The sequence below is a fragment of the Psychrobacillus lasiicapitis genome (genome assembly GCF_006861795.1).
Lineage (GTDB): Bacteria > Bacillota > Bacilli > Bacillales_A > Planococcaceae > Psychrobacillus > Psychrobacillus lasiicapitis.
The window spans coordinates 144,078-163,368 of record NZ_VDGH01000002.1; the positions used below are offsets into that span (position 1 = coordinate 144,078).

Genomic DNA, 19,291 nt, shown 5'->3' on the forward strand with positions numbered 1-19,291 from the left:
AAAACGCCCTTTTTCTAAGTCACCTCTTTGCATATAGTAAGTTGAAGAGGAGAGGAGGGAAAGGATATGTACGACTACTGTGGTGGAGGATATCCCGGCTATGGCGGAGGCTATGGTTACGGTGGAAATCGTAGCTCAACATTCGTTTTAATCGTTGTTTTATTCATCTTATTAATAATTGTAGGAGCAAGTTTTCTCCCTTAATCCAAAACAATCATAATGTGAGGGGGAAAAGAAGTGCAAAATCCATTATTTAAAGCAATTGAAAATAAAACTGGAGTATCTATGGAAGACTTGTTTACGCTTGCCAATGCCATCTCATATGCAGATTTTACGGATGAAAAGCAAGTGCGTAAAATTGTACGCAAAGTTGGCAAGCTAGCAAATAAACCAGTATCTCAACAAATGGAAGATGAATTAACGAAGTCCATTTTACAAAGTGGAAGCTCGTTAAGCTTAAAAGATATAGAAAAGCTTTTATAGATAACAACTGAAAATTGAATTCTCTTTCGACAAAAAGTGAACACTAAAAGCCTCAGAAAAATGGCTTATATTTTATCCGGTAAACTGGATAAAATATAAGTTCAAATTTTCTGAGGTTAAGTGGTTTAAAGCATATTATTTTCGGGTAAGGAGTATATATAAATAGATGGAGGTGGAAAAGATGGGCTATATTATTCCAAATCAACCAATACAGTCTCAGATTTATGCTAACCGTATGCTAATGGATAATTATAATTTTGCGTATATTGATAATGTGGATGGCGTTAGGATGAAGACAAGCTTTGACGAACATTTACATAAGCAAGAGCAAGAACTAGCAGAGAACGAAGAAGAGCAATTAAAGGAATCAAAAACAACAACTGATTTACCATTATATAAAAGCTTTATCCAACCAAACCCTATCAATTTATCACCAATAATCGCGGAAATTAGCGGTAAAGGAAATAATATTAATCGTTATATCTGATGAAAATGCCAATATGTATGTTGGCATTTTTTTTTATTGGTTAGAAAGCTCTATGGCTTGTCGATCAGTATAGGGAAACTGCGCGGTAGTGAGTTGAATGAAGTATCTGCTGGGATTTCCGCTTCAGGGCAGACGCTTTCCGCGGGGTGAGCGATAAGCCATCACCGACGCTACGCGTACGATGTGATGGCTTATCTGTCTCACTCATCCCGCTGGAGTCGCCGCCCTTCCCCTTCAATCCAATAAAGCAAGCTACTTCCTTCATGTCACTAGCTATAAGGGAAATGTGAAGCATTATGAAACAAGAGAAGATGTAATACCAATAACTAGTTGAAAAAGACTAGCCGAGCTTTATCCTAATAAACGAGCTACTTATTTGGTGATAGCCTTGTCTAATTTGGTTTAATTATTATGGAGTGGTAAACTTGATAAATTTATAACTTTGATACCTGCAGACACCAAGTTAGCAGCCCATCCATAATGATTGAAGCCATGCCGGCGGAAAGCGTCCGCCTGAAGCGAAAATCATAGTGAACCCTTAATAGGGCAACTTACCGCACAGTTTCCCCATTATGTGCTACATTCTCTTATCATTGCACATTTCCATAGACCTTATCGAGCTAGACATAAGCGCTTGCAATGTATCATCTAATACTGGGCTTTTGACCAATTGAAACAGGCCCAAAGAACATATAGTAAAGACGATGATACCTGTGAGAAAGTGAATAACAGTTACAGCTAGAACCAATATTTTATAAAGGAGGCCTCGCAAATTGCGAGAAAAAAATATAGAAAAAGCATTAGGCACTCTTATAAATAGGGAAATTACTATATTTTTAAATAACAACCAATTTGCGGAAGGTGTTTTGCTAGATGCTACACACGACTATCTGGCTATTGATATAAACGAAAAAATTCATTATTTCACATTTGCCCATATTAATGCCTTTACGAAAAAGGCAAAAGATTTATACGCTCCAAAAAAGAGAGAAGTTCCACTAAACAGTAATGATTTTATAGGTATATTAACGAATCTGCAAAATGAGTGGGTAACGATTAATTGTTTTAGCGATCAAACTTTTTGTGGAATCCTTAGCAGTGTGCTAGAGGATCATATTATTGTCACTAATGATGAATCGCTTCATTATATAGCTAAGTCCTATATTGTAAATATTCATCAAGGAGTTTTCCACGACCAATTTAAACTAAAAGAGGATGATGTGGAAAAATCCTTAACAACTAGTGAATTTAAGGAAGAAAAAGCAATTGAAGATCCTGTTTTAAGGTTACATGCAGTTTTGGAAAAACTAGTAGACGGTTCTAAAGAAGACGTACAAACATATTCCATTGAAAAAGAAGTTAATGAAAAGAATGAAGAACCGTTCATCGATAAAGAATCTACAAATAAAATAAACGAAAAAAGGATACTACTAACTCCTTGGAGTCAAATGAATTACGACCAAAATACAATTGCGATTCCGGCAACCAACAGAAAAAAGCGTGCCCAAGTTATAGAGCCTCCATCAGAGTTAAACGAAGCATTTAAAGAAGAAAAGCTTGAACTTCCTAAAATAAATGAGTCAGCCTTAAAAGTACCTACTGAAAAATTGGAAGAACAGACAACCGAAACATTTATAAATCCTCAAGAGAAGAAAGCAATGGTAATCAAGCAATATTATGCCCTAATGAAACATGCCGGGCAAAATTCTGTCACTTCCGATCAAAATTTTTTGAGCGATAAATCTTCCTATATAGAAAAAAATTTGGACAATAATGAAAGAAATAAAGATGAAAATGAAATGGTAGAAAAACAGTTCTATTCATTAATGAGACATGCAGCGAAAATGTATCGCAAATTGAGAGACTAAAAACCCTTTATTTCATAACAAAAAGTGGAATGCATTCTTCGTGCATTCCACTTTTATTAGCTACTACTATAAACTTTTATCCATCGCACGATGCGGAATCCCTGCTTCTAAAAATTCAGGAGAAGTAATCGTGTACTGTCTTTTTTCATAAAATGGAATAGCATAGCTTTGGGCATTTAACTTCAGCTTTTGAAAACCATTTGAAAAAGCATAATCTTCCATACATTGCATCATTAAGTTGCCAAAACTTTTGCCTCTATATTTAGGTAAAATACAAACACGTTCTACTTTACCGATAGATGGTTCGGTCGAACGAATACGACCGGCACCAAAAGGTGTTTCTCCATCATACGCAACAAAATGAACTGCCTCCGCATCATATTCATCTAATTCCAGATGAAGGGGCACATCTTGTTCTTCTACAAAGACTTTTCGTCGAACGAGGATTGCATCTTGATATTCTTTTTCCGATTCTACTTTCTTCGCAATAACCAATACTTATTCAGCTCCAGACAATCTAAATGTTTCGTAAACGGTCCAAGAACCATCTTCTAGTTGATACAATAAGTGAATGCGATCGATTTGTTCTTCGAATTCGGCCCCAATCATTTTTAACTGAGGATAAATATCATCATGTTCACTAGCATTCATTTTTTGAGCAATTGTAATATGTGGAACAAATGTGTAGTTTTCGTCGTCATTAAATCCAATTCCATTTAAGCTTTTGTGTAAGGAGATTAAATCCTCTGTTGGTTCTACCTTAAAGTAGATAGCATTTGTAACAGGGGCAAATGAACTTACTTTAGACGTTTTTAACGTAAACGGTTTATGTTCTTTTACAACATGTGCTACGTTTTCTGCAATTTGCTTAATCTCGTTTTCGTTTGCTTCGAATACTCCTTTAATCGTCATATGCGGTGTGATTAATGCATAATGGGGGTCATAGCGCTTTCTATAGGAGTTAGCAAAGTCCTGTACTTTTTTAGATGGGAAAGCAACAATACCGTATTTCATTTTTCATTACCTCCTCGAAGTTTTAATATTCCACATACTCAGTATAACAAAAAAATATTTATAAACCGAAATTGTTTTTTAGTGATCTTTTCATATCAGGCTGCCAAAGCTTCCAAGTATGGTCTCCATCTAATTCGTCATAAAACGTGGAAAATCCTTTTTTTATTATTAAATTATGCAAATTTCTATTGGAGGTGACGAAATCGGTTAATAAGCCGTCTCCTGTTTTGACAGCCGTTTCGCCTTTCCCGAAGACATGATAAAGAGAGAAGGCATGAACTTCTTTATGGCTTTCTACTTGAGATAATACATACTCGTTTACTAGCGGAGAGTGTAGAATAACTTTACCAAAAGTATTCGGGTATTGAAGCGCTGTAAGTAAGGATACAGTAGCAGCAAGAGAATCACCGATTAATGCACGTCCCATTCCAATTTGATAAGTTGGATAGTTTGCATCTATGTAAGGGATAAGTTCCTGTGCTAAAAATCGAATATATGCTTGATGCTTTTCACCATCTGGATGATATTTTTCTCTACGATCTTTTACACTTTTGTAGGGAACGCCAATAATGATTAAGTTTTCAATTTCTTTTTTCTCATATAATTCATCTGCAACTCGTGTAATACGCCCTAACTGAAAATAATCTTTTCCGTCGTTTGCGATAAGAATAGAATATTTATATAGTGGGGAATAATTGGGTGGTAAGTAAACAAGTAATTGCATATCTTCTTGCAATGCATTACTAAAAAGCGTTAAGTCTTGTACAACTCCTCTGTTCATATAGATCCTCCTACAAGTAATCATGTTGTATAGAAATTGTAACATATACATGAACAGAGGTATAATAAACATCCATCATCTAAAAACATAGTGTTTTGTAAAATCACATGCTTGCATACTAAAAATGGATTAAAGCTTCGAAAAAATAACTAAAGGGGGCATTTTAATTGGATAGACAAACGTCAAGAGTACATTCACGAGTAGTGGAAAAAGCTGCAAATGATGCATTGCTTCGAAGAGGTGTAACAATTGAAGAAATCGCTAAAATCGTTTACGAAATGCAAACACCGTACAATAAAGGATTAACAATCGATCACTGTGTGGAGTCGGTGAAAAGTGTTTTGAAAAAAAGAGAAATGCAGCACGCTATTTTAGTAGGAGTCGAATTAGATGAGCTTGCAGAGAAGAAGATGTTATCAGCACCTTTACAACAAATTGTAGAAGCAGATGAAGGGTTATTTGGGGTAGATGAAACGATTGCCCTAGGAGCGGTGTTTACTTACGGCAGTATTGCTGTGACTACATTTGGTCATTTAGATAAAAATAAAATCGGAATTATATCCAAGCTTGATACGAAAATCGGAATCGGAGTGCACACTTTTTTAGACGACCTCGTATGTAGTATTGCTGCAAGTGCGGCTTCTCGTTTAGCACATCGTACTAGAGATTTAGAAGAAGCAAATGAAACATTTGAAGATATCAAGCCAGAGGAAACTGCACCTGAATCGAAAATAAAAGACGTTAGAACTTAATAACTGTAAAACACCCAAGTGGCTTTATAAGTAGCTTGGGTGTTTCCTTTTCGGCTCGTTTTCATTAACTAACAGTCAAAATCCCAAGTCTTTTTACTAGAGACTTGGGATTTTAATAAGTCAGTTACTCACCTGATTTTTTAAAGCCAGCTTTCACTGCATCTTCTTCAGAACAAAACCATTCTTCCGGTTTAGTTTCCTCATAATGCTTGCCGGTAGGGATATGATAAATTTTCTTTCCTTGCCGATTAATATTGCCTTTTATAAGGCATTTTCCATTTGTTTCAGTGGGTACAGTTTGGTTATTTATGACAGCAGTGTTAAAACCTCGATTTGTTACATAGCCCGGGGTTTGCCAAACACCAAGTTTTTCGTTTTTTCCTCTTTCTTCTGCTTGTTCAAAAACATCTATGTATTTTGTGTTTGGAGGAAAGACATATGCCACGCGTGCTAGCCCTTCTTCTAGAAGTGTTTCTTGGACATTGACACCATCCACATAAATATAAGCAAGCATTCGATTGTAATCATCCAATCGATCTCCGGCATCAAATTCAATTGTGACATCTCCACTCTCGAGCAATTGTTTGTTGCGGGATTTTGCTTCTTCCCCATATGGCTGTTTACCAAGTGTTTGATGATGCAATTCAGGTGTGTCAATTAGTAAGTACCTGATTGTCTCCACTTTCCCGTTATACTTTACTTTAATTGTATCCCCGTCTATGACATCTATTACCTCAACAGGAGATGTTTCCTTAGTTTGTGTACTATCATCGGTGGAGATAACTTCACAACCGAATAGCATACAAAAACTTATGAGCAAAATTATCTTTTTCATTCTAATCACCGTTTATTAGTTTAACATACATAAAAGAAGAGAAAAATAATACAAAAATCAGCTTTTCTTAAATGGAAGAAAAAGCTGATTTTTTAAGTAGAAAGTTTATTCAATTATTACTCTCCGTTTCGTCTAGGTCTTCTTTAAAATATAAGAATGCTTCCTCGTCTAATTCTGATAACCGTTCTTTGTTAAGACCTAACTCAAATGCACCTGTAAAAATAGGTTCCCACCAAGTATCTGTTTCTGTCATGTTCATTTCCTCCTTTAGTGTTCTGTTATCCATTTGATAAGTATATACCCTAACCAGTTTCACAAATAAACTAAAGATCTGAAATATGAATCAAATATCACGCGTAAAGAAGTGAGACTTATAGACTAACGGAGTGGGATTGATGAAAAATAACTCTCTACATTAAGAAGTATTCCACATTATGTGTTTCTCATGTATGACACAAAAAAAGAAGTTTTTCATGCATGAATAGAAATCTAATATCCTTTCCCATTTTAGTAACAAGTAGTATGATTCTTTTTAAGGAAGTTATACTTTTAGGAGATGTTTGTATGTATTTTGACTTTCAGCAATTAGATAAAATGATGAAGGAACATCAAGCTTTTTTTGACACCGGAATAACTAAAACCACTAAATTTCGAATAGAACAATTAACAATATTAAAAAAGACAATTAAAAGATATGAAAAAGATGTCATACAGGCACTTTATCAAGATCTTAGAAAAAGTGAGTTTGAAGCCTATACAACGGAAATTGGTTTAGTGTACGACAATATTGCATTTATGATAAAACATTTGGAAGAATGGATGGAGCCGAAACAAGTAAAAACACCGCTTGCACTAATGCCTTCGAAAAGTTTTATTGTGCCTGATCCATATGGAACGGTTTTAATTATTGCTCCGTTTAACTATCCATTTCAATTAGTAATGGAGCCATTGCTTGGAGCAATAGCTGGAGGGAATTGTGCAGTTATAAAGCCTTCTGAAGCGACACCATATACAACAAAGATCATACAAAAAATAATTGGAGAGGCTTTTAATCCGATTTATGTTCGAGTAGTGGAAGGTGAGAAGGAAGAAACTTCTCTACTTATCCATGCTCCATTTGATTTTATCTTTTTTACTGGAAGTGTGAAGGTAGGAAAATTAGTTATGAAAGCAGCTGCTGAAAGACTCACTCCAGTTGCGCTCGAGCTAGGGGGAAAAAGTCCAGCAATCGTTGATCATACAGCTAATTTAGAGCTAGCGGCGAAGAGAATTGTTTGGGGAAAATTCATAAATGCAGGACAAACTTGCATTGCTCCTGATTATGTCGTCGTAGAAGAAACTGTGAAAGAAAAATTTATCGAGCTTTTAAAACAAGCTATTTTGCAGTTTTACGGAAAGTCCATCCAAGATAGTCCGGACCTTGGTAGAATTGTGAATCCAAATCATATTAGCCGTTTACAAGCCATTTTAGAAAAAGAGAAAGACCAAATCATTTTCGGTGGAAGGACCGATAGCGCGGATTTATATATAGAGCCAACTTTACTCGCAGGGATAGATTTTTCAAGCCCATCCATGGAAGATGAGTTATTTGGACCAATATTACCTATCATAGGTTATACCGATCTACCAGCGATAATTCGACAAATTCGTAAATTACCAAAACCGCTTGCTGCATATATGTTTAGTGAGCACGAACGGGCACAACAATACTTTTTGGAGGAACTGCCATTTGGAGGAGGCTGTATAAATGATACAATTTCGCATGCAGGAAGTGCATACTTACCGTTCGGTGGTGTAGGTAATTCTGGGATTGGGTCATATCACGGTGAAGCGAGCTTTACTTTATTCACACACCAAAAGTCTGTTATTAAAAAAAGTACAAACCTACCTGTGAATGTAGTGTTCCCACCTTATAAAAATAAAGTAAAACTAGTGCGTACTCTTTTGAAATAATAAGTGGAACATCAGAGTGAAAGTTCACTTTTACGATAGAAAAGATTTTTGTTACTATAGAAAGAAGACTAGGAGGGAATAGGAATGTCGTTTACCTTTAACAAAGAAGAGACCGTTACATTATTAAAACAATTAGTGGAAATACCAAGTCCGTCCGGATTTACACAAGAAATTATGGACTTTATGGAGAATATATTAAAAGAGCTTCAAGTTCCTTATATTCGTACAAATAAAGGAGCGTTAATCGCTACTATTAAAGGGGAAGATGATACAAAACATCGTCTTTTGACAGCTCATACCGATACGTTAGGAGCAATGGTAAAGGAAGTAAAATCAAGCGGAAGATTAAAACTAACAATGGTTGGCGGTTTTAATTGGAATGCCGTTGAAGGTGAATATTGCACGATTCATACAGCAAGTGGTAAAAAAATTCGTGGAACAATTCTTATGCATCAAACAACCGTCCATGTATATAAAAACGCAAGTACTCTACCTAGAGATGAACAAAATATTGAAGTGCGAATCGATGAGAAAGTAACAAATGCAGAGGAAACAAGAGCACTGGGAATTGAAGTAGGAGATTTTGTATCATTCGATCCGCGCTTCGAGGAAACAGACACAGGCTTTATCAAATCTCGTCATCTAGATGATAAAGCAAGTACAGCACTATTATTACAGCTTATTAAAACATTAAAAGAGAGTGATGTAGCTTTACCGCATACCACACATTTTTATATATCCAACAATGAGGAAATAGGGTATGGTGGAAATTCAAATATACCTGCACAAACAGTAGAATATATTGCTGTAGATATGGGAGCAATTGGAGATGGCCAAACATCTGACGAATATACTGTATCTATATGTGCGAAGGACTCTTCAGGACCGTATCATTACGAATTGACGCGACAATTAGTGAGTATGGCACAGCAAGGAAATATTGACTACAAATTAGACATCTATCCTTATTATGGCTCCGATGCTTCAGCTGCCATTCGTGCAGGATTTGATGTGAAGCATGCGCTATTTGGCCCGGGAATTGAAGCTTCCCATGCATATGAGCGTACACATATAGATTCTCTAAAGAATACAGCAGAGCTTCTATACGCATATGTAAACTCAAAAATTTTGTAAGAATCGGCGAAAACCGATTCTTTTTTACTTGTTTTTTTGGCCTTAAATCCATATGATAAATAAGTGAATAAGAAGGAGATATAACAGAATGGATATAAAAACACAAGATGAAATATTAAAAAGAAGAACCTTTGCAATCATTTCTCACCCGGATGCTGGTAAAACAACTATTACGGAAAAGCTTTTATACTTTGGTGGAGCAATTCGTGATGCAGGAACAGTAAAAGGGAAGAAGTCAGGGAAATTTGCAACATCAGACTGGATGGAAATTGAGAAACAACGTGGTATTTCCGTTACATCATCCGTTATGCAATTCGATTTTAATGATTGCAGGATTAATATATTAGATACACCTGGTCACCAAGATTTCAGTGAAGATACGTATCGTACTTTAATGGCTGTCGATAGTGCAGTAATGATTGTGGATGCCGCCAAAGGGATTGAAGCACAAACATTGAAATTATTTAAAGTTTGTCGTATGCGAGGAATTCCGATTTTCACGTTTATCAATAAACTGGATCGCCAAGGGAAAGAGCCGCTGGAACTAATGGAAGAATTAGAAGAAGTACTAGGGATTCAATCTTATGCAATGAACTGGCCAATCGGTATGGGTAAAGAGTTTTTAGGGATCTATGATCGCTATAATAACCGAATCGAACAATTCCGTACGGAAGAAGAGGAACGATTCCTGCCTTTAGATGAAGACGGTGAATTAGCGGTCGATCATTCCATGAAACAAACTTCCTATTATACGCAAGCAATGGAAGATATAATGCTTTTAAATGAAGCAGGAAATGATTTTGATAAAGAAAAAGTACTTGCAGGAGATTTAACTCCGGTATTTTTCGGCAGTGCTTTAACCAATTTCGGAGTCCAAACATTTTTAGAAACATACTTACAATTTGCACCGACACCTCAACCTCGTCACACGAACAATGAAGAAGAGGTGAACCCTTTAAACGAAGAATTCTCTGGCTTCATTTTCAAAATTCAAGCGAATATGAACCCGGCCCACCGAGACCGTATTGCATTCGTTCGAATTGTTTCCGGGAAGTTTGAAAGAGGTATGACAATAACACTTGCTCGAACGGGGAAAACTTTTAAAGTAACACAATCTACGCAGTTTTTAGCGGATGACCGTGAAACAGTAGAAACGGCTGTAGCGGGAGATATTATCGGTCTTTATGATGTTGGTAACTATCAAATTGGAGATACCGTAGTTGGTGGGAAGAAGGCATTCCAATATGAAGCACTTCCTCAATTTACACCGGAATTATTCGTAAAAGTTACAGCGAAAAACGTATTGAAGTCTAAGCACTTCCATAAAGGTATTTTACAACTAGTACAAGAAGGTGCGATTCAATATTATAAAACACTGCATACTGAAGAAGTTATTTTAGGAGCAGTTGGACAGCTTCAATTTGAAGTATTTGAGCATCGTATGAAAAACGAATACAACGTAGAGGTTCGCATGGAACCGATTGGATCGAAAGTAGCTCGTTGGATTGAAAACGAAGAAGACGTGAAAGAGTCAATGACTGGTCCGCGTAGCATGCTTGTAAAAGATCGCTACGACAACTATGTTTTCCTATTTGAAAATGAGTTTGCCACACGTTGGTTCCAAGACAAGTATGAGCATATTAAGCTGTATAATCTGCTTTAAGCAAGAAGACCGCCTTTTATGAGGTGGTCTTTTCTTTTGGAATTGCTAGAGAGATTGTTCGGATCTTAAGATAGAAATCTTGAATCGCAAGATAGACCCATGTAATCGCAAAGTAGATCCCCGAAATCGCAAAATAGCACTCAAGAATCGCAAGATGAATTCAAATCGCAATATAGATTCCAAAAATCGCAAGATAGACATCTCAAATCGCAAAGTAGACCGCCGAAATCGCAAAATCCCTCTCAAGAATCTTAAGATAGATAATTCAAATCGCAAGATCCCCATCAATAATCGCAAAATCCTCCCCCAGAATCACAAAATCCACCCTTTAAACAGCATTCTTCTTTATTTTTCGTCCATATTAAATTTGAACTCTTTCCGCCTAAAGCATATGATAGTATTAGCAAATAAGAAGGTGGACCCAACGATGAATATAAGTAATTTCTCTATAAAAAGGCCGGTATTTACAACGGTAATCATGTTTTTAATCATCATATTAGGTGGAGTTTCATTTTTTAAAATACCAATTACGCTCATCCCAGACTTAAATCCGCCAGTAGCTGTTGTGGTAGCGAGTTATCCTGGAGCAAGTCCAGTAGAAGTGAATGAAAAAATTACAAAGCCACTAGAAACTTCGTTAAGTACGTTGCCTGGTATTAAATCCATAAAAAGTACATCTCAAGAAGGTGCTAATTTTATATTACTGGAATTTGAATGGTCAACTGATATGGATGATGTTGAACTAGATGTGATGCAACGACTAGATATGACGGTATTACCAGAAGATGCGCTCAAACCACAGTTTATAAAATTTGATCCCTCCCAGTTTCCAGTCATCCAACTTGCATTAAGTGGATCGAGCACATCTGAAGACATTCGTTTAGTAGCTGAAAAACTAGAGAAAGATCTTGTGAGTACGGAAGGTGTAGCAAGTGTTAATGTGTCTGGTTCGATTGTTGAAGAAGTGCAAATTCAACTGAATCAGCAAAAATTAGAAGAAAAAGGGCTTACCCAAGCCGATATTGTGCAATTAATTCAAGCAAATAATATATCGCTTCCTGGAAATCCAATTGAAACGGCAGATAAAAAATACCTTACTACTCGAATAGTTAGCACACTTACAACAGTAGAAGACATTAACAATCTCGTTATTACAGTCAACCCAATGGATGGGGAAAAAGTAACAATCGCGGATGTTGCTAGTGTAGAACTAACTGAGCAAGCACAAAATTCGGATACAAGAGCGAATGATGAGCCAGCCGTTTTATTATCCGTTTTTCAAGAATCGGGAGCAAATACAGCTAGTGTTTCCAAAGCATTTCAACAAGCATTGGACGAGCAGCTTGCGAAAGAAGCTTATAAAGATATAAAAGCAAATATTCTATTTGATCAAGGAGACTATGTAAAAGCAGCTATAGATAATATTGGGACGAGCCTTATTTCTGGAGCTGTTTTAGCAATGCTTGTGCTATTCGTCTTTTTAAAAGGCATTAAGAGCCCTATAGTTATTGGAATCGCTATTCCGTATTCGGTTATCGTCACTTTTGTTCTAATTTATTTTGCAGGGTTCTCTTTGAATATTATGACGTTGGGTGCACTTGCACTTGGTATTGGGATGCTAGTGGATAATGCCATTGTCGTAATAGAAAATATTGAAAGGCATTTAGGTCTAGGAAAGAATCCAAAAGAAGCAGCAATGATCGGAACAAAAGAAGTTGCCGGTGCAATTACTGCTTCAACATTAACAACTGTCGCAGTTTTTGTTCCAGTTTTATTTTTATCTGGCTTGATCGGTCAAATTTTTACAGAGTTTGCTTTAACCATTTCGTTTAGTTTATTTGCATCGTTAATAGTTGCATTGACGGTAGTTCCTATGATGGCGAGTAGAATGTTGAAGAAGCCAAGAGGAAATATTGAAGCAAAAAGACGTCGATCAAAGGCGTATAACAATTTTGAGCGATCGGTCAGATGGGCTCTATCTCATCGGTTAATCATCCTTTCGATTACGATTGTTTTATTAGTTATTTCTACGATTGGCTTATTCCGTGTTGGTACAGAATTTTTACCGGTGACGGATGAAGGCTTTGTAACGATTGCTGTAAGGCTAGAAAATGGCGCTGCTTTAGCAGCAACTGATGAAGTAGTAAAGAAAATAGAACAGCAATTACAAAAAGAAGAGGATGTGGAAGTTTACGTAAGCTTTGTCGGTGGCACTCAAGAAGGGCAGTCAAGAGGAACATCCATGTCCAATCGGGCAGAAATATATGTGAAAATGATTCCTTTAGAAAAAAGAGAGCGTTCTATTTTCACCTTTGTTGATGAAGTACAGCCTAAAGTAAAAGAGATAGCTGGAGAAAATGTAGAAGTGAACTTTAACATGCAAACTGCTGCAGGTTCGGCACCAAATTCAATCTCTTTCACCGTATCTTCTGTAGACAACGAACAGCTTAATAAATCAGTGCATGCAATTATCGATGAAGTAGAAAAAATGCCAGGTGTTATTAGCTTTAGAAATGATTTAACAGAGACTATTGAAGAAGTACAAATTACTGTAAAGCGAGAAGCTGCATTAGAATATGGATTCGCGCCAGTTCAAATAGCTCAAACTGTCAATAACGTAACAAGAGGAGCATTTGCTACGCAAATTATTTCCGAGCAAGAAGATGTGTATGGAGTTTATGTTCAATATGATGAAGCTTTTAGAAACAGTGTTGATCAATTGAAACAATTAAAACTAAGAACTCCTTCAGGACTATATATCACGTTGCAAGATGTGGCGGATGTTGAAATTGCAGAAGGACCATTAACGATCCGAAGAGTGGATCAGGCAGGAGCAGTAACTTTTACGATTAAGTATGAGTCAACTTATTCGTTAGGAGCTATGTCTGATATGGTCGATGAAGCAATAGACAAGGCGGCAGTAGAAGACAATGTAAGTGTCTCTTTTGGTGGAGATAGAGAGTTGTTGGATAATGCGAAAAATGATATGATTTTGGCTGTTTTATTAGCCGTGGTGCTTGTGTATATTGTAATGGCCGCACAATTTGAATCTTATAAATATCCATTTGTTATTATGTTTACAGTACCTCTTATTACGATTGGTATATTTATCGGCTTATTCACAACGGATACTCCAATAAGTATTTCGGCAGTAATCGGTATTCTAATATTAGTAGGAATTGTCGTAAATAATGGGATTGTTTTAGTGGATTATATTAACCAGCGTAAAGCACAAGGTAAGGGTTCGTATGAAGCAATTATAACATCGGTAAAAGACCGGGTGCGTCCTATATTAATGACGGCACTTACAACTATTCTGGGGCTAGTGCCACTCGCTTTAGGAATAGGAGAGGGGACAGAAATTAATCAGCCAATGGGTATTACTGTGATCGGTGGTCTGATCAGTTCTACTTTTTTAACTTTATATGTTGTACCGGTAATTTACAGTTTATTTGATAAAGAGACGAGGAAAAAAGCGTCATCTTTAAATACAATGGATAATTAACCTACAATAAACAGTAGATTGTTCTTATACACTATACACTTTATGTTTAGGTACTTCTTGGTGCGAAAGGGATGCGGCAACCCTTTCGCACTTTTTATTGTTTCGGAGAAGAGATTGTCCAATTATGAAATGCGCAACGTTATAGCCGTTACTCGCAACATTGTCTGGCATTCGCGCAACATTTATAAATAATGCGTCAGAGTCCTGGTCGTCTTACTCCAAGTAAGTAAGCATTTTTCCGGTGATTTTCGCTGCAGGTGGCGACTTCGGCGGGATCAAGTGAGTAGAATGAGACTTCACAACGTACGCGCTAGCGGCGGTGAAGGCTCATCGCTCACCCCACGGAAAGCGTCCGCCTTGCAGCGAAAATATTAGCGGACACTTCATTTAACATACTACGACGCACGTTCCTATTTGAAACTTTAGTGGTGTAAGTTTGTTAATTAATCGAAAGCTTCACCTTACAATTAAGTAATATATGTTTACAAATGGTAAAAGGACCAGTATAATAAAAATCATAATAGAATACACTTTTGACGTATGTCAAAGGGGAGTAGCTATAGGGAAACCTATTTCATAGTCGTCATTACATGGCTTTTGCCATCGGTTATGATAGCAATTATTAATTTTGCTTAGCAAGACCTTTGCCTTTTTTTAGGCAAGGGTCTTTTTATTTGCAAAAAAGGAGGATATTGATGGATTTAGGAATTTTGTTGGAGTATGGTTGGGTATTACTTGTACTAGTCGGTTTAGAGGGATTACTTGCAGCCGATAATGCAGTCGTAATGGCTGTAATGGTAAAACATTTACCAAAGGATAAGCAGAAAAAAGCATTATTTTATGGATTACTCGGTGCCTTTGTATTTAGATTTTTAGCTTTATTTATGATCACGTTTTTAGTGAACATTTGGCAAGTTCAAGCAATCGGAGCAGCTTACTTGTTATTCATCTCCATAAAGCATATTTACGATCAGCGGAAGAGTGGAGACGAAGAGGAATCCGATGGTTTGGAAGAAGCAGCTCAAGGAAAAGAGAAAAAAGGTTCTGGTTTCTGGATGACTGTTTTAAAAGTAGAGTTAGCGGATATTGCTTTTGCGATTGACTCTATGCTAGCAGCGGTTGCAATTGCCGTTACTTTACCACATGTGGGTAATTTTGATATTGGTGGCATTAATGCGGGACAATTCTCCGTTATGTTCTTTGGTGGTGTTGTTGGACTAATAATTATGCGATTTGCAGCACATAAATTTGTTCAATTATTAGAAAAGTATCCAACGCTTGAAACAGCTGCATTTTTAATCGTTGGTTGGGTAGGGGTTAAACTTGCGGTATTAACACTTTCACATCCAGGTGTTGGCGTATTAGATGAGCATTTCCCACATTCGACTACTTGGAGTATTATATTCTGGACTGTATTATTTGTTATTGCTATTGGTGGTTATGTACTAGGAGTAGCAAAATATAAAAACGTTGAAGCAAAGAAATAATATGTAAGCATAAAAAGATAGTTTTAACTATCTTTTTATGCTTTTTTTTTTTACAATGAGTTAACAGGAATGTCTGAAAGGAACTAATTTGTATGAAACAACAATCCCAACTAAAACTCAAATCTAAATTTACCCCCGCTCAAGCAATCGTGACCTATTATTTTATCGCCATTGCTGTTTCCGTCATTTTGCTCAGTTTACCTGGGGTACATAAGCCTGGAGTAGAAGTAGACTTCATAGATAGTTTATTTACAGCTGTAAGTGCAGTAAGTGTTACCGGCCTAACAACTATTGATATTTCAGAAACGTACAGTGTGTTCGGTTATGTGATGATTATATTCATTTTACAGCTTGGCGGCGTTGGAATTATGTCAATGGGAACTTTTATCTGGCTTATTTCTGGTAAAAAAATTGGCTTGCGAGAACGACAACTTATAATGGTAGACCATAACCAGTCAACTATGTCGGGGGTCGTGCACCTAATAAGGGAAATTATTAAGATACTGTTGTTAATTCAGTTGATTGGTGCAATCTTGTTAACTTTATATTTTACACAATATTATGATTCATTTAAGCAAGCGATGATACAAGGAATTTTTACTTCTGTTTCTGCCACTACTAATGCGGGATTCGATATTACAGGCCAATCATTAGTGCCGTATCATAATGATTATTTTATCCAAATTATTACTAGCTTTTTAATCATTTTCGGCGCTATTGGATTCCCCGTTTTAATAGAAGTAAAAACATTTTTAAAGAATAAAAATAAAAATTTTCGTTTTTCTCTCTTTACGAAACTTACTACAATAACATATGGTATTCTTTTACTATTTGGAACAGTAATGATTTTTTTACTTGAAATGTTTAATTCCTTTAAGGAGATGCCATGGCATGAAAAGTTCTTTACGGCTTTTTTTCATTCCGTTTCAACAAGGTCTGCTGGACTAACTACGATGGATATAACGCTATTTAACGAAGGAACGGAATTTTTAATGAGTGTTCTGATGTTTATCGGAGCTTCTCCAAGTTCTGTAGGTGGAGGGATACGTACAACGACCTTTGCCGTAGCGATATTGTTTTTGATCAATTTTTCAAGAGGAAAAGACAGTCTTCAAGTTTTTAACCGAGAAATACATTTGATTGATGTTTTTCGAGCTTTTGCGGTAATTATATTAGCGTTAATAATGGTTTTTGTAGCGACTATTTTACTCTCAGTTACAGAACCTGAAATACCGGTTACAATGCTAATTTTTGAGATTACTTCTGCTTTTGGAACATGCGGAATGACGCTCGGCATTACAACTGAGTTGTCGGATATAGGAAAAATAACGATGATGGTTCTAATGTTTATAGGTCGTGTGGGCATGCTTTCTTTCTTATTTTCATTGGGAGGAAAAAGCAATAAAACCAAATATCATTATCCAAAAGAACGTGTAATTATTGGATAAAAAAACAACCGAACAAACAGTCCCTTAATGGACTGCGTTGCTCGGTTGTTTCAGTTCAATCATAGAAAAATGGGGAGTTTCTCCTCTACCAAAAGTAGTTAGTAAATAACCTTCTTTTTCTTTTATTATTCCATCTTTATAAGCATCTACACAAATAGAAATAGGAGTGATAAATGTCTGTTTATATAATTCGCGCTCATTTAGTCCGAATGCAACAAACTCATCTCCTGCAATCGAAGGATTCTCCGCTAGCTGTTTATATATCGAAGATTGTTCTTCTTTATCGATATCATTTTTCCACCAAGGTTTACGCGGTTGGAATTTTTGTTTCGATAAATAATCGAGTTTCATTACACTTTGAATAGTTGGCAACGAAATATTTTCTAATCCCTCTAAAAATGAAAATAAACGAGTATATAAATCTTCTAGCTGATGACCAATTTTCGACCAGTTTCTTTCTTCCCAGAATGTCCCGAATTGTTGAAAGAAGTCAAATGGCGTCTCGAAAATATGAGCAAATAAATATTCAAGCGTGTTATCCATTCTATGTGCATTCCAATATTTTTCAAGCACATCTTCTACCTGTTTAATGCGAAGAATATCATCGAACGTTAACACATTGTTGGAGAAAATCTCATACGGTGCTTGATCGACATATACATAGCCGTATTTTTCAGCTTCTACACGCAAGCCAGTCCCACGTAGCAGTTTTAAAAATCCAAGTTGAAGCTCTTCAGGTCGCATGTCAAACACTTCGTTAAATGTATTTCTAAATGACTGGTAATCCTCTTCTGGTAATCCTGCGATTAAATCTAAATGCTGATCAATTTTCCCGCCGCTCTTCACCATAGTTACGGTACGTTGAAGTTTCTCAAAGTTTTGTCTTCGTTTCACTAATTCATTTGTTAAATCATTGGTAGATTGAACACCAATCTCAAAGCGGAAAAGTCCGGCAGGTGCATTATCATTTAAAAATTGGATCACTTCAGGTCGCATAATATCTGCAGTTATTTCAAACTGAAAAACAACGCCAGGTAGATGCTCATCAATGAGAAATTGGAACATTTCCATTGCATAGCTTCTACTAATATTAAACGTTCTATCCACAAACTTAATCGTTTTCGCACCATTTGCCATTAAGAAACGAATATCCTCTTTCACCTTATCTCGATTGAAATATCGAACGCCTACTTCTATAGAGGATAAGCAGAATTGGCATGAAAATGGGCAACCACGGCTCGTCTCGATATAAACAACTCGCTTTGATAAGTTTGGAAGATCTTCTGTAAAGCGAAAAGGAGAGGGAGAATCTCGTAAATCTAATTTTACTGGTAGCGGATTTAGCATAAATTTGTCGTCTTTCACATAAGCTACACCAGGAACATCATTTAGTGTTTGCTTGCCATGTAAGAAGTTTAACAACTCTTTAAATGCATGTTCGCCTTCACCTACAATAATATAATCTATTTCTTTCACTTGACGTAGCCATACATTTGTATCGTATGAAACTTCGGGGCCGCCTAAAATGATTTGGATAGAGGGGTCTATAGCTTTTAACGTTTTAATAACTTTTATCGTCTCTTCGATATTCCAGATGTAACAACTAAATCCAACTATATTAGGCTTTTTTTGATATAGATCTGCAACGATATTAAATGTCGGATCCTTAATCGTATATTCGACTAATAGGGGGGAATAGTCAGGTTCAGCATAAGCTTTTAAACAGCGTAATGCTAAATTTGTATGGATGAATTTTGCATTCAACGTAGTTAATATTATATTCATTGTTCATAACTCCTTCTCTTGTATAATCATTGTATCAGTGAATTTCGATGTCGACAATATAGGAAAAAAGTATCATATCAATATTATAAGTGATAT

17 protein-coding genes are annotated in these 19,291 nt (G+C 36.3%); 11 read left to right on the forward strand and 6 right to left on the reverse strand.

From position 1 onward, the window contains the following. Positions 1-66 precede the first annotated feature (66 nt). The 4 genes from FG382_RS03630 to FG382_RS03645 all read left to right on the forward strand — a co-directional run bounded on the left by FG382_RS03630 (position 67) and on the right by FG382_RS03645 (position 2,838). Positions 67-204 (forward strand): YjcZ family sporulation protein, encoded by a 138-nt coding sequence (locus FG382_RS03630; RefSeq protein ID WP_142537534.1) that lies wholly within the window; start codon positions 67-69, stop codon positions 202-204. A 33-nt stretch (positions 205-237) separates the two neighbouring features. Beyond that, entirely contained in the window at positions 238-483 is a 246-nt protein-coding gene (locus tag FG382_RS03635) for a stage VI sporulation protein F (protein WP_142537535.1), read from the forward strand. 181 nt (positions 484-664) lie between these two features. After that, complete coding sequence (locus FG382_RS03640; protein ID WP_142537536.1) at positions 665-970, forward strand: hypothetical protein; 306 nt, start codon at positions 665-667, stop codon at positions 968-970. A 773-nt stretch (positions 971-1,743) separates the two neighbouring features. Further along, positions 1,744-2,838 (forward strand): hypothetical protein, encoded by a 1,095-nt coding sequence (locus tag FG382_RS03645; RefSeq protein ID WP_142537537.1) that lies wholly within the window; start codon positions 1,744-1,746, stop codon positions 2,836-2,838. Between the two features lie 66 nt (positions 2,839-2,904). On the opposite strand, the gene FG382_RS03650 is transcribed toward FG382_RS03645, so the two are convergent. The 3 genes from FG382_RS03650 to FG382_RS03660 are packed head-to-tail and all read right to left on the reverse strand — an operon-like array spanning position 2,905 to position 4,633. Further along, positions 2,905-3,333, reverse strand: coding sequence for a GNAT family N-acetyltransferase (locus tag FG382_RS03650; RefSeq protein WP_142537538.1), 429 nt, complete (start codon positions 3,331-3,333; stop codon positions 2,905-2,907). 3 nt (positions 3,334-3,336) lie between these two features. Next, positions 3,337-3,852, reverse strand: coding sequence for a YjcG family protein (locus FG382_RS03655; protein WP_142537539.1), 516 nt, complete (start codon positions 3,850-3,852; stop codon positions 3,337-3,339). 58 nt (positions 3,853-3,910) lie between these two features. Beyond that, positions 3,911-4,633, reverse strand: a complete 723-nt coding sequence (locus tag FG382_RS03660; protein ID WP_142537540.1) for an alpha/beta hydrolase — start codon at positions 4,631-4,633, stop codon at positions 3,911-3,913. A 167-nt stretch (positions 4,634-4,800) separates the two neighbouring features. On the opposite strand from FG382_RS03660, the gene FG382_RS03665 reads away from it, so the two are divergent. Further along, positions 4,801-5,385, forward strand: a complete 585-nt coding sequence (locus tag FG382_RS03665; protein WP_142537541.1) for a phosphatidylglycerophosphatase A family protein — start codon at positions 4,801-4,803, stop codon at positions 5,383-5,385. Between the two features lie 124 nt (positions 5,386-5,509). Here the strand turns inward: FG382_RS03665 and FG382_RS03670 are convergent, their stop codons facing one another. Continuing rightward, the gene (locus FG382_RS03670) at positions 5,510-6,187 is read right to left on the reverse strand and encodes a thermonuclease family protein (protein ID WP_229677296.1); all 678 of its coding nucleotides are present in this window, start codon (positions 6,185-6,187) and stop codon (positions 5,510-5,512) included. 142 nt (positions 6,188-6,329) lie between these two features. Then, positions 6,330-6,473 (reverse strand): hypothetical protein, encoded by a 144-nt coding sequence (locus FG382_RS22525; protein WP_170206441.1) that lies wholly within the window; start codon positions 6,471-6,473, stop codon positions 6,330-6,332. Positions 6,474-6,784: 311 nt separating this feature from the next. Between FG382_RS22525 and FG382_RS03675 the strand changes: the two genes are divergently transcribed. From FG382_RS03675 to FG382_RS03700, 6 genes are all read left to right on the forward strand, one after another. Then, positions 6,785-8,173, forward strand: a complete 1,389-nt coding sequence (locus FG382_RS03675; RefSeq protein ID WP_142537543.1) for an aldehyde dehydrogenase — start codon at positions 6,785-6,787, stop codon at positions 8,171-8,173. 84 nt (positions 8,174-8,257) lie between these two features. After that, positions 8,258-9,307, forward strand: coding sequence for a M42 family metallopeptidase (locus tag FG382_RS03680; RefSeq protein ID WP_142537544.1), 1,050 nt, complete (start codon positions 8,258-8,260; stop codon positions 9,305-9,307). 88 nt (positions 9,308-9,395) lie between these two features. Further along, positions 9,396-10,970, forward strand: coding sequence for a peptide chain release factor 3 (locus FG382_RS03685; RefSeq protein WP_142537545.1), 1,575 nt, complete (start codon positions 9,396-9,398; stop codon positions 10,968-10,970). Positions 10,971-11,397: 427 nt separating this feature from the next. Continuing rightward, positions 11,398-14,475 carry an efflux RND transporter permease subunit gene (locus FG382_RS03690; protein WP_142537546.1) on the forward strand — a complete coding sequence of 1,026 codons (3,078 nt, stop codon included), beginning with the start codon at positions 11,398-11,400 and terminating at the stop codon, positions 14,473-14,475. A 695-nt stretch (positions 14,476-15,170) separates the two neighbouring features. Next, positions 15,171-15,962: a TerC family protein gene (locus FG382_RS03695; RefSeq protein ID WP_142537547.1), complete on the forward strand. Its 792-nt coding sequence runs from the start codon at positions 15,171-15,173 to the stop codon at positions 15,960-15,962. 92 nt (positions 15,963-16,054) lie between these two features. Further along, entirely contained in the window at positions 16,055-17,410 is a 1,356-nt protein-coding gene (locus FG382_RS03700; protein WP_142537548.1) for a TrkH family potassium uptake protein, read from the forward strand. Positions 17,411-17,434: 24 nt separating this feature from the next. Here the strand turns inward: FG382_RS03700 and FG382_RS03705 are convergent, their stop codons facing one another. Then, positions 17,435-19,195 (reverse strand): B12-binding domain-containing radical SAM protein, encoded by a 1,761-nt coding sequence (locus tag FG382_RS03705; RefSeq protein WP_142537549.1) that lies wholly within the window; start codon positions 19,193-19,195, stop codon positions 17,435-17,437. Positions 19,196-19,291: the final 96 nt, after the last annotated feature.